Origin of the sequence: Aquamicrobium sp. LC103 (genome assembly GCF_001014615.2) — a bacterium.
Taxonomy (GTDB): domain Bacteria; phylum Pseudomonadota; class Alphaproteobacteria; order Rhizobiales; family Rhizobiaceae; genus LBCQ02.
The window spans coordinates 188660-203707 of the sequence record NZ_LBCQ02000011.1 but is presented as its reverse complement, the minus strand read 5'-3'; the positions used below and the strand labels follow the sequence as shown (position 1 = coordinate 203707).

11 protein-coding genes are annotated in these 15048 nt (G+C 64.9%); all 11 read right to left on the bottom strand.

Annotated features, from left to right (window positions below; genetic code table 11):
• Positions 1–5352 (bottom strand): DUF4082 domain-containing protein, encoded by a 5352-nt coding sequence (locus tag XW59_RS21480; protein WP_082137742.1) that lies wholly within the window; start codon positions 5350–5352, stop codon positions 1–3.
• 535 nt (positions 5353–5887) lie between these two features.
• On the bottom strand, positions 5888–6343 hold the full coding sequence (locus XW59_RS21475) for a DIP1984 family protein (RefSeq protein WP_052958368.1): 456 nt from the start codon (positions 6341–6343) through the stop codon (positions 5888–5890).
• A gap of 136 nt (positions 6344–6479) precedes the next feature.
• Entirely contained in the window at positions 6480–7484 is a 1005-nt protein-coding gene (gene doeB, locus XW59_RS21470; RefSeq protein ID WP_047147599.1) for a N(2)-acetyl-L-2,4-diaminobutanoate deacetylase DoeB, read from the bottom strand.
• Between the two features lie 237 nt (positions 7485–7721).
• Positions 7722–8903: an ectoine hydrolase DoeA gene (doeA, locus tag XW59_RS21465; RefSeq protein ID WP_047147600.1), complete on the bottom strand. Its 1182-nt coding sequence runs from the start codon at positions 8901–8903 to the stop codon at positions 7722–7724.
• A gap of 39 nt (positions 8904–8942) precedes the next feature.
• Positions 8943–9935: an ectoine utilization protein EutC gene (gene eutC / locus XW59_RS21460; RefSeq protein WP_047147601.1), complete on the bottom strand. Its 993-nt coding sequence runs from the start codon at positions 9933–9935 to the stop codon at positions 8943–8945.
• Between the two features lie 79 nt (positions 9936–10014).
• Positions 10015–10992: a hydroxyectoine utilization dehydratase EutB gene (eutB, locus tag XW59_RS21455; RefSeq protein ID WP_137327072.1), complete on the bottom strand. Its 978-nt coding sequence runs from the start codon at positions 10990–10992 to the stop codon at positions 10015–10017.
• A 7-nt stretch (positions 10993–10999) separates the two neighbouring features.
• Entirely contained in the window at positions 11000–11779 is a 780-nt protein-coding gene (gene eutA, locus XW59_RS21450) for an ectoine utilization protein EutA (protein WP_047147603.1), read from the bottom strand.
• Positions 11779–12438 carry an ectoine/hydroxyectoine ABC transporter permease subunit EhuD gene (ehuD, locus tag XW59_RS21445; RefSeq protein WP_047147604.1) on the bottom strand — a complete coding sequence of 220 codons (660 nt, stop codon included), beginning with the start codon at positions 12436–12438 and terminating at the stop codon, positions 11779–11781. The genes eutA and ehuD overlap by 1 nt, the downstream gene beginning before the upstream one ends.
• 2 nt (positions 12439–12440) lie before the next feature.
• Positions 12441–13103: an ectoine/hydroxyectoine ABC transporter permease subunit EhuC gene (gene ehuC, locus XW59_RS21440; RefSeq protein WP_047147605.1), complete on the bottom strand. Its 663-nt coding sequence runs from the start codon at positions 13101–13103 to the stop codon at positions 12441–12443.
• 142 nt (positions 13104–13245) lie between these two features.
• Complete coding sequence (gene ehuB, locus XW59_RS21435) at positions 13246–14091, bottom strand: ectoine/hydroxyectoine ABC transporter substrate-binding protein EhuB (RefSeq protein ID WP_047147606.1); 846 nt, start codon at positions 14089–14091, stop codon at positions 13246–13248.
• A gap of 55 nt (positions 14092–14146) precedes the next feature.
• Positions 14147–14932, bottom strand: a complete 786-nt coding sequence (gene ehuA / locus XW59_RS21430; protein ID WP_047147607.1) for an ectoine/hydroxyectoine ABC transporter ATP-binding protein EhuA — start codon at positions 14930–14932, stop codon at positions 14147–14149.
• Between the last annotated feature and the right edge of the window lie 116 nt (positions 14933–15048).

The following is a 15048-nucleotide window of genomic DNA, read 5'->3' as shown; positions in this document are numbered from 1 at the left end:
CTAAGCCGCAAGCTGCGGTCTGAACGCGACGTCCACATAGTAGTTGGACTTGTTGAACGACGAGGTCGGGAACAGGCCGCTATCGCCATAGGCGAAGACGCCGTTGCCACCGCTGAGTCCGTCGGCGAGGGCATGCAGATTGTTGTTCGAATGCTCCGCTCCGAAATAGTTTGTCGTCATCGAATAGAAGCCGTTCGTATGGTACGAGACGACGTAGGTGGTGTTCGCCTCGATCGCGACTTCCTCGTCGAGCCGCACGGTCTGCCAGCCGCTCGCCGTCTCGTTGGTGAAGGTCGCGCTGGCAAGCAGCGTCCCGTTGGCGGTCCACAGATGGGCCTCATGGGGGCCGGTGTTCTGCGGTCCCTTGTAGAAGCGGAAGCCGGTGATCCACCCCGCCACGTCGGCCTGGAACTTCATGCCGAGATTGACCGAGTTCGGGTCGTTCGCGGTGACCGTCGTCGGCGTGTCGCTCGCAGTAAAGAGGTTCTGCTCGGCATCGGGCGGCGAGACCGTCAGCGATACCTGGGCGGAGGCCGTGCCGCCACGCCCGTCGGAGATCGTGTAGCTGAAGCTGGCGCCGCCGACATGGTTCGCCGTCGGCGTGAAGGTCACGGCATTCGTCTGGCTGTCGAAAGCCACCGTACCGTTCACCGCGCCGCCGACGCCGGTGATAACCAGCGGATCGCCGTTGGGATCGTTGTCGTTGGCGAGCAGGCTCGACGCCTGGAAGACGAGCGGCGTGTTGTAGGTCGAAGAGAAGCCGCTGTCGTTGTTGGCGATCGGCGCGATGTTCTGCGACGACTGCTCGTAGAGCACGTCGACCCAGTAGTTGGTCGAATTGTAGCTCGATGACGGGAACACGCTCGTCGAGCCGTAGGCGTAGACGCCGTTGGCGCCGGCCGGAGCGCTGAGCGGTCCGTTCGTATGGGTGCTGGTGAAATAGTTCGGGCTTGCCGCATAGAAACCGTTGGAATGATAGCTCGCGACATAGCTCGTGCCCGCCGTGACGGCGATCGGCTCGGCAAAGGTGACGGTCTGCCAGCCGCTTGCCGTCTCGTTGGTGAAGGTCGCCCGCGCCAGCAGCGTGCCGGTGCTGGTCCACAGCGAACCGGTATGCGTGCCGGTGTCCTGCGCGCTTTTGTAGTAGCGCAACCCGGTGATCATCCCGCTGGCGGACACGGTGAACCTTACACCGAGTTCGACGGAACCCGGATCGTTCACGGCCGCGACGCTCGGCGTGGCATTGGGCGCGAACAGGCCGACCGCGTTCGACGGCGGCGTCACCGTCAGGCTGACGGTTGCCGAATCCGTGCCGCCATGGCCGTCCGAGATGGTGTAGGTGAAGCTGGCCGGACCGGTATAGCCGCCGGTCGGCGTGAAGCTGATCAAGCCGGTCTGGCTGTTGAGCGAAACGGTTCCGTTCGTCGCGTTGCCCACGCCGGTGATCGTCAACTGGTCGCCGTCCGCATCGGTGTCGTTGGCCAGCAGCATCGCCGAGGAGAGCGAGAGGATGCCGTCGCGGGTCACGGTGAAACCGTTGTCGTTGTTGGCGATCGGCGCGCTGCTGCCGGTCGACTGCTTGAAGACGACATCGACCCAGTAGTTCGTCGCCTGGTAGCTGGACGTCGGGAACACGCTGGTGGCGGAATAGGCATAGACGCCATTGCCGCCGCTGATCGTCGACGAGGGCGCGCTGATCGGCCCGTTCGTATAGGTCTGTTCGAAGAAGTTCTTCGTCGCCGCATAGGCTCCGGTCGTGTGATAGGAGGCGACGTAGGTGGTGCCGGCGGTGACCTGGATAGGATTGGAGAAGATCGCCGTCTGCCAGCCGCTCGGCGTCTCGCTGGTGAAGGTCACGGTGGCGAGCAGCGACCCGGTCGCCGACCAGATCGAACCCGTATGCGGTCCGGTGTCGCCGGAGACCTTGTAGAAGCGCATGCCGGTGATCGTGCCGCTGGCCGATACCGTGAACTTCATGCCGAGTTCGAGCGCGTTGTTGTCGTTGCTGCCGGGACCGGTCGGCCCGTCGGTCGGATTGAACAGCGACACGCCCTCGGGTCCCTGCTGGACGTTGAGGCTGACGGTCGCCTGATCGGTGCCGCCGCGCCCGTCGGAAAGCGTGTAGGTGAAGCTGGCCGGTCCGATGTAGCCGGCATTGGGCGTGAAGATCACGTTGCCGGTCTGCGTGTTCAGCGTAACCGTTCCGTTGACCGCATTGCCCACCGCGCTGATCGTCAGCGCATCGCCGTCCGGATCCATGTCGTTGGCGATGAGCGAGGAGATCGGAATGGCGATCAACGCATCCTTGAAGACCGAATAGCCGCTGTCGTCCGTCGCCACGGGCACCGTGTTCGGTCCGGCATTGAAGACCACGTCGACCCAATAGTTCTCCGTCGAGCTGTTGCCCGGGAAGGTCGAGGTGGAACCGTAGGCGTAGACGCCGCCGTTCTGCTGCACGCGCAGCGGACCGTTGGCATAGGCGTTGCTGAAGTAGCCCTGCGTCGTCGAGTAGAAACCGCCGGTATGATAGGAGGCGATATAGGTCGTTCCGGCAACGATATGAACCGGGCTGGAGAAGGTTACCGTCTGCCAGCCGGAGAGCGACTCGCCGGTGGAGGTGCCGGTCGCCAGCAGCGTACCGTCGGCGGTCCACAAGCTCACCTTGTGCGCGCCGATATTGTAGAAGCCCTTGTAGAACTTGATGCCTTCGACCGTGCCGGCGATCGTCGTCTGGAAGCGCACGCCGACCTCGACGGGATCGCGGTCGAGCACCGTCTCCTCCGCCGGTTTGCTGGCAAAGGTCCACAGGCTGGCCGTTTCGGGCAACGACACCGTCACCTGCTTGCCCGTGCCCGGCGTTTCCAGGTTCAGGCTGTCGTCCACCGCGCGCGACATGATCGTGTAGGTGGCGCTCGCCTGCGCGATCCAGCTATAGGTCCAGTTCTCGCGACCGGTCGCCTTGAACCAGCTCTGGCCGCCGTCGGTGGAGACTTCCACGCCGGCGATGACGCCGCCGCCGAAATCGACGGCCGTGCCGGTGATCGTCACCCGCTGCCCCTCGACGAAGCTCGCGCCGAAAATCGGCGAGGTGATCGTGGAGGTCGGCTTCGCGGCATCGGTCGATTGCGACGCCAGGATCAGGCTCGCGTCCAGCGTCGTCGGCTGGATGCCCATGTCGGCGAACATGTTGACCATGGCCTGCTGAACATTGCGGTCGGTCGGCGTCTCGGCGCCCTCGTGCTCGGCGTCGAGGCCCCACGACCAGAACACGGTGCCCGCGCCGAAGACCAGCGCGCCGCTTTCGGCGCGGTACATGGTCAGGCTGTGGGTCGCATCCGCGGAGCCGATCGTCGTGCCGTAATCACGCAGATAGGTGTTCACCGAGACCGTCGACAGCGACATGTTGATGAGGCCGGCGGGCCGGAAGCCGTTCTCGACGTCGGAATCCCATTCGTAGCCCAGGAGGTTCTGCACCAGCGAATGGGTCTCGCCCGGCTGCAGTTCGGCGACGTCCGTGTTGCGCCAGAACCTGAGGTTCGAATAGTCGTAGGGGATCGTGATCGTATCGAGCCGGTAGGAATCGACGGTGAACATCGTTCCGGTCAGCGAATTTTCCGGCTCCTGTCCCGGCTCGCGGAAGCGCGGGTCGCGCCAGGTTCCCGTGGTGGTGTCGCTCGGGTCGATGCTGACGCCGGCCCAGGTCTCCTTGTAGCAGACCATGGTTCGATAGGGCGTGCCGTTGCCGTCGATGCTGGTTTCCCAACGCACCTTCCAATAGCACTCGTTACCGCTCCAGAAAGCGAGATTGACGCCCGCATCGCGCGCGGCCTCGACATTGGCGCGTTGCTCGGCCGACCAGTATTCGTCATGGCCGACGGAGAGATAGGCCTGATGGTTCAGGAGCAGGTTGCCGGAGCGCGTCGCGTCCACGCCGGAAATGTAGCTGACGTCGTAACCGTTCTGCTCGAGCCAGCGGATCGCCGAATGCTCGGCGCCGAAGATGAAGTCGTGCGTGCCGCCCCACGGGCTCGAATTGGTGATGAACGGGCGATTGTAGCTGACGGCATAGGCGCGCCCGATCGCGGTGACGCCGCAACTGCAGTTGGGCGGCATGTAGGCGATCATGTCCTCGGGGTTCATCGGCACTTCGCCGTAATAAAGGCTGGCGCCGCCCCAGGCATTGTAGGCCTGCCATGTCGTGTCGGACGTCTGGAAGACGATGTCGCTGGTCGAATTGTCGTCGCGCACGATGAACGGAATGTGGCTCGCGCCCTCGCTTCCATCCTCGCGGATGAGCTTGGCGACGTAGACACCCGAAACCGCGTCCTGCGGAATCTGCCAGCTCGCCGAGACACCCCAATTGCCGCAGTCGATCAGGCCGATCGACATGTCGACGATCGGATGCGGCTGCACCTGCGCCGTCGCCAGATCGATGTCGATGGTGTCGACACGGCGCGCGCCGTCGCCGCCATAATAGCCCAGGCGGTAGATCTCGATGCGGTAGTTGGTGGAATCCGTGGCGATCTTGAAATCGACCGTGCCGCCGATATTGGTGCTGATCTCGGTGGCGAAGCCCTGGATGCTGGGGTCGCCGTCGCCGTCGATGCCCCATTCACTCTGTGGATTGCCCTGTTTCATGTTTTCCAGGGCGATCTTGTTGGGTGTCGCGGCGGCGTTCGCCTGCGGCGTGGAGCCACCACCCGCCTCGGTATTGATGTCCGGCGTCGGGCCTGCATTCGGGGCGGTCGTCCCGGGGCCCGACGATGGCGCACCGCCCGCCGAGCTGCCTGCGCCACCGGGAACCGGCGACGCGCCGCCATCCAAGGAACCGGTGCCGCCCGGAGCGCCTGCACCGGTGCCCGCGCCGGTCGACGGCGCGGTGGTGCCCGGAGACGACACCCCGTCGCCGGTGTCGGTGCCCGAGGCTTCCGGGGATGTCGCCAGTCGCGAAAGGCTGGACGTCGCCGAGAACGAGGTTCCGCCACTCGCCGCGGCGGGGTCCGATTTCACGCTCCAGGAGGAAGCGTTCGCGGCGGGCGCATCGACGGACGGCGTCGCCGCGCCGGAGCCTGCGGCATCGAGCGAAGCGGAATAGGACGATACCGGCATGGCGCCCGAACCGTCATGAGCGTCGCCCGGCTTGCAGGAAGTCGAATAGGTCTGCGCTTTTGCCGCCTGGAAGACGCCGGCGACCGCCGAAAAACCAAGCTGGCAGACCTTGTCCATCGCGGAAAGAACATCGGGGTCCGCGACATAGGCCGGCTTGCGTGCCGCGAGCGGCTGGGACGAATTGCCCGGCGTGCCGCCGATCGCGCTCAGAAATTCATTGTTCCGATCATAGGTCTTGAACATGGTCCCCCAGCCTTCCTGCATCCGTACGGACTGGGCGCATGGCGCCGCATCATCCGCCGATCCTGCCACGTTTTGCGGGCCGGCAAAGGACGCCAATCGGGTGGAGCAGGCTTCAAAAAGGGGTAGCCGGAAGGCGGGGCCGATCCGTCGATGGGATTATGTCGGCGGCGGCGGAGAAGGAGTGCGAGCGCGGCTTTCCAGGCTGGGCAAAGCCTCGGCCGTTCCCAATACCCTGGCTTCTCCCGTCAGAAAGGAAGTTCAAACGCCGGCAGCCGTCGACGAGCTTTCCTCGCTCCGTCGACCGGCGATTAGCGCAGTTCCGGGCCTCATCGATTTGCGACGAAGACCGGCCCCTATCCCACACCTCTCCGATGATCGAACCAATACGTGGTGATGAAGCGTTACAGTTACTATGCTGGTGTCGACGTGCTGGGCTTGCATGGTAAGGAAACGCGTCGCCCCTGACGCGACAGAACCGGCTTTGCCCCGCCGGAAGGGGTCGTATTCGCTTTCAACCGCCGGATACCGACTGCGCTTAGTCCAAAAGGCTGGTCAGCCAGTTAGCCTCCTGAATTCGGGAATCGAGCTTGCGAAGATCCTGAGCAAGATCATCCGCCTTCCTCTGGATGTCGGAAACCTGGACGGTCGGGCGGAAGCGGACTTCCGTCCGCGTGCCGATCATCTGAACCACGGTCGCCTCCTCGGCCAGATCACGATACGCTGCCTGACGCAGGCGCAGCACGTCACGCTCCGCCAGCGCGTCGGTCAGCGTTCCTTTGGCGAAGCTGGTGGCACTGTTGGTCCGGTTGATGCTGGCGATCAAACGCCGCAATTCCGAGGCCAGCCGATCATATTCGGCCAGGAGATCCTGCGGGCTCTCGGCAGGTTCGTCGCCTTCCTGCACCTTCGCATTGCGCAGGACGCGGCCCTTGACCTGTTCCAGGCGCTTCATGAGATCGCCGCGAAGAACAAGTGCTTCAGCTAGTTTCATCTTCATCCCTCAGATCGCGGCTTCAATGCTAGACGAACCTCGAATGAGCGACAAGCACGCGGGACGGGCTCCGCGAACAATCACCGCCGGGGATACCCTCACCGGGTGGAAAAGCATCAACGGTCTCGGCGGCGGATCAGTCCGTGAGCACGGCGACGACGCCGGCGCAGTCACCGGCCTTGACCAAACCAGGAAAATGCCGGGCGGCAAGGATGCCGGACATCTTCGCCCTGATTTCCCGGGGCGCCATGCCCGTGCGCCCGACGGGATAGATACGGGCGAGCACGTCGCCCTGTCTCACCGCCTCACCTAGATCGATCATCGTCTCGATCATGCCATCGTCCTCGGCGAAGGCGAAGCAATCGCCGGAGGGCATGTCGAGCCACCGCGTCGGCTGCTTCTCGACCGCGCCTTCGACAATGCCGGCATGACGCAGCACGTTCAGCACGCCGCGCCTGGCGATCCTCACCGTCCCGGCCCGCGCTGTGCCGCCGCCGCCGAGCTCGGTCGTCACGAAGACCTTGCCGAGGTTCTCGGCAGCCGTGTCGAACATGCCGACTGCGTCGATCTCCAGCATCCGCGTCGAGTAGGGAGCGGAAAAGGCCTCGACCGCCGCGAAGGCCTTCTCCTCCTGCTCCTTGTCGGGCAGGATGTGGGCCGCACAGAACGGGACGAAGTCGAGCGTACGGCCGCCCGAATGGAAATCGAGCACGATATCGGCGCGCGGCAACAGATAACGTTGAAAATAGTCGGCTATCTTTTCCGTTACCGTGCCGTCCGGCCGGCCGGGAAAGCTGCGGTTGAGATTGCCCCTGTCGATCGGCGAAGTGCGGGTGCCGGCGCGAAACGCGGGATAGTTCATAGCCGGCACAATAATCACGGTTCCGGCGACGTCTTCCTGCCTCAACGACCTGGCGAGATCGAAGAGCGCGATCGGCCCTTCATATTCGTCGCCGTGATTGCCGCCGGTCAGCAGCGCCGTTGGACCGCCGCCATTGCGGATCACGGTGATCGGGATCATCACCGAGCCCCAGGCGGAATCGTCGCGGCTGTAAGGCAGCCGCAGGAAGCCGTGCTGGGTTCCATCCCTGTCGAAATCCACGGTGGGCGCAAATGGCGAGGGGCGACTAACTTCGGTCATGGTACGTACTCTGTGGAGGTTGCGGTTTATGGCTTCAGTGCGTCCGTCGAGGCCCCCTTCGCCCCTTCGACAAGCTCAGGGCCCGAATTCGCATCCGTAGCTCTGGGCAGGCGATCCGTCGAAACACGAGAGGAGCAAGGAACACGCGGCTTCGAGATACGGCCCTGAGCCCTGAGCTTGTCGAAGGGGCGAAGGGGAGCCATGAAGGATGTCCGGAACGGCTAACCGGCCATCGTCTCAGTCCTTTACGAACAGCTTGCGCGGAACGTCGGAGAGGCATTCCACGCCGGTCTCGGTGATCAGGATGGATTCGGTAATCTCCAGTCCCATCGTGTCCAGCCACAGGCCGGTCATGAAGTGGAAGGTCATGCCCGGCTTCAACTCGGTGCGGTCGCCGGGACGCAGGCTCATCGTGCGCTCGCCCCAGTCCGGCGGATAGGAAAGCCCGATCGGATAGCCCGTGCGGTTGTCCTTGACGATGCCGTATTTCTTCAGGACCGCGAAGAAGGCGTTGGCGATGTCCTCGCAGGTGTTGCCGGGCTTGGCCGCCGCCAACCCCGCCTCCATGCCTTCCAGTGTCGCCTTCTCGGCGTCGAGGAATTCCTGCGTCGGCTTGCCGAGGAAAAGCGTGCGCGAAAGCGGCACGTGATAGCGGTTGTAGCAGCCGGCGATCTCGAAGAAGGTTCCTTCGCCGCGCTGCATCGGCTTGTCGTCCCAGGTTAGATGAGGCGCGGACGCATCCGCCCCCGACGGCAGCAGCGGCACGATCGCCGGATAGTCGCCGCCGAATTCCGGCGTGCCGCGAATGCCGGCGTCGTAGATCTCGGCGACGAGATCGCTCTTGCGCATGCCGATTTCGGCTTTTTCCACGATCCGCTCATGCATGAGCTCGACGATGCGGCCGGCCTTGCGCATGTAGTCGATCTCGGTCGGGCTCTTCACCGCCCGTTGCCAGTTCACCAGCGCGGTCGCGTCGACGAAGCGGGCATTGGGCAGGTGCTTCTGAAGCGAGGCGAAGGCGGCTGCGGAGAACCAGTAATTGTCCATCTCCACGCCGACGGTGAGCCGGTCCCAACCGCGCTCGGCGATCACCTGCGAGAGATAGTCCATCGGATGCCGCTCGGTGGACTGCACGTAATGGTCGGCATAGCCGATGATGTTGTCGTGGGAGAGGTAGGCGGTGCGCTTCGCACCGTTCGCATCCTGCCCGCGACCGTACCAGACCGGCTCGCCCTGAGGCGGCACGAGAACGGCCTGGTGCACATAGAACGACCAGCCGTCATAGCCGGTCAGCCAGGCCATGTTGGACGGGTCGCTGACGATCAGGAGATCGACGCCCTTCGCCTCCATGGCGCGCCGCGTCTTGGCCAGCCGCTCGGCATATTCCGCGCGCGAAAATTTCAGGTTTGGTTCAACCATGATGCTCTTCCTCGTATGTCCCGCATGGCGGCGGGTACGTCAGCTTTCGAAAATCGTCCCCGCCCCGGCGGCCCTGGCGCGCTCGCTCGCCAGCGTCGCGATGGCGGTATCCTGCACGCCGGTTCCGGTGAGGTCGGCAATCGTGATGTCGGCGGCGGCGCGCCGGCCATGCCTTTCACCGGCTATGATCTGGCCGAGTTCCGTCACCTCCGCGTCGGCGGCCATCACTCCGGCCTCGATGGCGTGGTGCAGCTCGCCCAGCCGGCGCGTCTGCTTCGCGTTGTCGGCGACGTAGAGATCGGCCATGCGGATCACCGCAGGCTGGATCTCGTTCTTGTGCTCGGCGTCCGAGCCCATGGCGGTGATGTGCTGCCCCGCCGAGACGAAGCCCGCCTTGATCAGCGGCTCGGTCGCCGGCGTCGTCGTCACGATCACCTCCGCGCCGAAAGCCGCCTTTTCCGCATCCGGCTCGGCGCGGACGTCGATGCCCAGCCGGTCCGAGAGGTCGGCGGCGGCCGCCTCCGCTTTCGCGCCGTCGCGCGCCCAGATGCGCGCCTCGCGAATCGGACGGACGAGCGTCAGCGCCTCGAGCTGGAGCCCTGCCTGCACGCCGGCGCCAAAGACGGCGGCGACGGCGGCATCCTCGCAGGCAAGGTGCTTCGCCGCGACCGCGCCGGCCGCGGCCGTCCGCACATCGGTGAGATATCCGTTGTCGAGCAGCAGCGCCTCGACCAGGCCCGTCTTCGACGAGAGCAGCACCATCATGCCGTTGACGCTCGGCAGGCCGAGCCTCGGATTGTCGAAGAAGCCGGGACTGATCTTGATTGCGAAGCCGTCGATGCCCGGCACATAGGCCGTCTTCACGTCGACCTCGCCATTGGCCTCCGGGATGTCGAGCCGCAGGATCGGCGGCATCGCGACCGCCTGGGTCGCAAGCGCGCGGAAAGCGTTTTCCACGCAGGCGACGGCGTCGAGATCGAGGCGTACGATTCCGCGCAGCTCGGCTTCGGTTAGAATGGTCATGCGAGGCATGGGCGGGCCTCCTGCTCGTGGTGCGAGGAAAACGGGGGCGAGACCACGCCGGCGATACGCGGCACCGAAAGAATCTTCATCACCGTCCCTCCCCGCAAACCACCTTGCGGTGCAACGCCATGTCGATGTTGGCGCCGGAGAGGATGAGCACGGTCGGCCCGGCGGGCTTGACCTTTCGGGCCAGCAACGCGCCGAGGCCGACCGCCCCCGCCCCTTCGACGATCTCGCGCTCGGCCGCATAGGCATGGCGGATGCCGGCGGCGATCTCTTCCTCCGAAAGCAGCACGACGTCGTCGAGGAGATCGCGGCACATGGCGAAGGTCAGTCTGTTGTCGAGCCCGATGCCGCCGCCGAGCGAATCCGCCAGCGTCGGCAGCTCCTCGACCTGCACCGGCCGGCCGGCGTCGAGGCTCGCCTTCATCGCGGCGCCCCGCTCCATCGAGACGCCGACGACACGCGCGCGCGGATTGACGGCCTTGACCGCGGCGGCAATGCCTGCCGCCAGCCCGCCACCGGAGAGCTGCACCAGCACCGTCGCGACATCCGGCACCGCCTCCATGATCTCCAGCCCCAGCGTTCCCTGACCGGCAATCACCGCCGGATGGTCGAAGGGCGGCACGGCAATCATGCCCTCCTCGGCGACGAGCCGGTCCACCTCAGCCTGCGCATCGTCCTGGCTGTTGCCGACGATCCGGATTTCGGCGCCCAGCCGCCTGATCTCGGAGAGTTTGTTTTCAGGCACCAGCTTCGACATGCAGATGACCGCGCGCGCGCCTTCGAGCCTGGCGGCATGGGCAAGCGCACGGCCGTGATTGCCGGTCGAGGCGGTGGTCACGCCGCGCTTCCTCTCCTCCGCGGAGAGCAGGGCTACCGCGTTCGACGCGCCGCGCAGCTTGAAGGCGCCGGTCGTCTGGCGATGCTCGAGCTTGAGGTGCACCGGTACGCCGGCAAGCTCGCTCAGGATGGGCGAAAGCACGACCGGCGTCGATTGGATTTTTCCGGCGATGCAATCGCGTGCCGCGCGAATGTCGTCGATCGTGACCGGTGGCGTTGACATTACCCGTTCATCCCCTGGGCAGCGGCAGCGCCATCAGCCGCCCGAGTTCCGGCCGCGCCGTCTCGTCACCACACAGCCGCAGACAGGTCCAGGCGGAGGCAAGATTGCTCGAAACCATCGGCCGTCCGGTTCGCCTCTCGATCCCTGCGGCAACGCCTGCCGCCCGTACCGCGGTGCAGGAGATGAACAGCGCGTCGGCCTCCGGTGCTGTCGCCTCGGCAGCGATCTCCACCAGCGAAGCGGGCGAGATGCGCGCCATCTCCCTGTCGTCGCTGAAGCCGAGGCAGGTAAAGCTCGCGATCTCGAATCCGTGCCGTGCGAAATAATCCGCCATCGGCCGGCTGGTTTCGACCGTATAGGGCGTGAGCACGCTGATGCGGCGCGCACCGAGCGCCTTGAGGCCACGCACGCCGGCCAGCGGTGGCGTCACCACAGGCACGCCGGGTTTCGCCTCCTGAATCGCGGCCTCGATCTCGTCGTCGCCGATGACCACCGAGGCGGATGTGCAGGAATAGCAGACCGCATCGAGTTCCTCGCCGGGCAGAATCAGCCCCGCCGCCTCGGTCAGGGACGGCTGCATGGCGCGCAGGTTTTCCGGCGTCACCGGATTGGCGAAGGGAATGCGCGCGACATAGACGCCGATCTCCGCGCTCGCCACCATGCGCTGGTAGTCCGGCTCCGTCGTGTGGTCGGTTGCAAGGATGACCAGCCCAACCCGTTTCCTCAGCGGCCTCGGATCGAGGGCCGGGCGCGCATGGCGAAGCTTGATGTCGACCGGTGCGGCCATCAACTCTCGATCCTCCCGTACCGCCGCTCCAGCCAGCGCAGCAGAAACACCGAGCAAAGGCTGATGACGAGAAAGAAGGCACCGACCAGCGTGATCGGCTCGATATAGCGGTAGTTCGAATTGGCGATGCTTTTCGCCTGGTTCATCAGCTCGAGCACGGTGATTGCCGACAGCAGCGGCGTTTCCTTGAACATGGCGATGAAATAGTTGGCGAGCGCCGGGATCATCGGCGGGATCGCCTGCGGCATGATGATGTGCGTCCAGGTCTGCGTCGGGCCGAGATTGCAGGCCTTCGCCGCCTCCCACTGGCCGCGCGGCACGTTGTCGATGCCGGCGCGGTAGACCTCGGCCGTATAGGTACCGTAATGGAGTCCGAGCCCGATGACGCCAGCCACGAGCGGCGAAAGCAGGATGCCGATATCGGGCAACACGTAGAAGATGAAGTAGAGCTGGACGAGCAGCGGCGTGCCGCGGATGAACTCGGCGGCGAAGCCGACCGAGCGCGACACGATGCGGTTGGGCGAGCGGCGCAACAGCGCGATGACGAGACCGATGACGGCGGCAAGCGCGGAGCCGAGCAGCGTGGCGATGATGGTGATCTTCACGCCCTGCAGCATTGTGGGCATGATCTGCCAGACGAAGTTCCAGTCCCATTCCATGATCAGGTCGCCCTCACGCCGTCGAGGCCGCGCGCCATGCGGCGTTCGAGGCCGCGCACGGCCCAGGAAATGCAAAGCGCCATCAGGAAGTAGAGCACCAGGATGGTCGCAAACGGGATCAGCGTGTTGCCGGTCTGCGCCCGCACCACCTGCGCCTGGAAGGTCATGTCGGCAAGCGAGATGAGCGAGACCACGGCGGTGGCCTTGAGCAGCTCGATGGCATTGTTGCCGAAGGTCGGCAGCATGAGAAGCAATGCCTGCGGCAATATGATGTGGCGCATGCACTGCCAGCGGCCGAGGTTGAGCGCCACGCACGCCTCGTACTGCTCCTTGCCGATCGACTGGATCGCGCCGCGCACCACCTCCGCGCCATAGGCGCCGACATTGAGGCCGAGCGCCAGCACGCCCGCCTGCAGCGGCGTCAGCGAGATGCCCATGAAGGGCAGCACGAAATAGGCCCAGAACAATTGCACGAAGATCGAGGTGCCGCGGAAGAATTCGATATAGGCCGTGGCAATCGCGCGCACCGCGAAGAAGCGCGACAACCTGCCGAGCCCCGCCAGGAAGGCCATGACCAATGCCAGCGCCGAGCCCATCAGCGTCAGCTGGACGGTGACGACCGCGCCCTGCAGGATCAAGCCTAGATATCCGGACCAGTTGTCCATGAAACTCTTATGGTCGCTGTTGGAATTGTTCCCTCACCCGGTAGCCCCTCCCGTCGGGGAGAGGCTATGGCCGATCTTTTCGCAGCCTCCCACCCGAACGGAAGGAACCGGCCGCGAAGCCGTCGACCTAGGGAGAAGTTTCTTACTGAGCCGCGCAGAGCTTCTCGCGCGTCGTCGACATCGCGGCAGCGGCCGAAAAGCCGTAAGGCTCGATGAGCTTGGCGAACTCGCCCGACTCCTTCAGCTTCGCCAGTTCCACGTCGAAGGCGTCGCGAAGCGCCTCGTCGCCCTTCTTGAACGCCGCGCCGTCGCAATAGACCGGCGCGCCCTCGACCGGGGCGATCACTTCGAGATTCGGATCGTTCGCCTGCTGGACGAGCGCGTTGATCGACAGCACCGGCAGCGAATAGGCGTCGATGCGTCCGTCCTGGACCATCTTCAGGCCGCTCTGGCCGTCCGGCACCACGATGACGCGGTCACGCGGCACGCCGGCATCGAGCGCGAGCTTCTCCTCGGTGCCGCCGCCCGGCGCGCCGACCGTCGCGGTCTGGTCGTTGGCGATGTCCTGGTAGCTCTTGAAGCCCTTGGGATTGCCCTTCTTCACCAGCAGCGCCTCGGCATCGCACAGCACCGGCTCCGAATAGGCGACAGCGGCGCAGCGTTCCGGCTTCATGAAGAGCCCCGCGGTCACCACGTCGTGGCGGCCGGCCTGCAGACCGGGGATCATCGCGCCATATTCGGAGATCGAGGCGACGATGTCCTCGACGCCGAGGCGCTTGAACACCTCGCGCGCCACGTCCGGCGCCGCACCCGACACCTTGCCGTCGGCCGCGACCGCCGTGAAGGGCGGCTCGTTGGCGATCGCGACGCGGGCGAAGCCCTGCGCCTTCAGATCCTCGAGCTTGTCGGCCGAAGCCGGCACGGCTGCGGCGAAGGATGCGAGCATTGCAAGGCCGGCCGTGCCGGCGATCAGGCGTTTGACGTTCATGTTCCCAACTCCTCTGGTTGTTTTTCTGCGGCTCCTGCCGTTGGCCCACGTGTCCTCACACGCGATGGCCGGCGGCGATGATCTTCCTGAGAAAGGTCTGCGTGCGCTCCTGCTTGGGATGGCGGAAAATGTCGTCGGGCTTGCCCTCCTCCACGATCCGGCCCCGGTCGAAGAAAAGTACGCGGTCTGCGAAGTCGTGGGCGAAGCCCATCTCGTGGGTGACCAGCAGCATCGTCATGTCGGTCTCTTCCGCGAGCCTGCGCATCACGTTCAGCACCTCCTCGACAAGCTCGGGATCGAGCGCGGAGGTGACCTCGTCGAACAGCATGATCTTCGGCGAAAGGGCGAGCGCGCGGGCGATCGCGACGCGCTGCTTCTGGCCGCCGGAAAGCTGTGACGGCATGGACTTGGCCTTGTCGGCCATGCCGACCATGTCGAGCAGCTCCATCGCGCGCTTTTCGGCCGCCGCGCGTGCCACGCCCTTGGTCAGCATCGGCGCCAACGTCACGTTGTCGATCACTGACTTATGCGGAAAGAGATTGAAAAGCTGGAAGACCATGCCGATCTTCTGGCGCATCTTGGCCAGATGCCGCTCGTCGGCCGGCACCAGGTCGTCGCCGCGCGTCACATGATAGAGCTGCTCGCCCTCGACATGGATGTGGCCGCCGTCGATGCGCTCCAGCGTCATCAATATGCGCAGGATCGTGGTCTTGCCGGAGCCGGAAGGGCCGATCAGCGCCAGCTTCTCACCGGGCATCACCTTCATCGACAGCCCGTCCAGCACCTTGAAGGAGCCGAAACTCTTGGTGATCCCGTCGATCTCGATGATAGGCGCGGACATGCAATGCCTCCGGTTTCGGGAGAAGCCGATGCCCTTGACGATGAGGAAGTTATCAAATCATGTCAATTAGGAAAATAATATCATGACAATATTTCATTTCCCGCACAATTATTCGG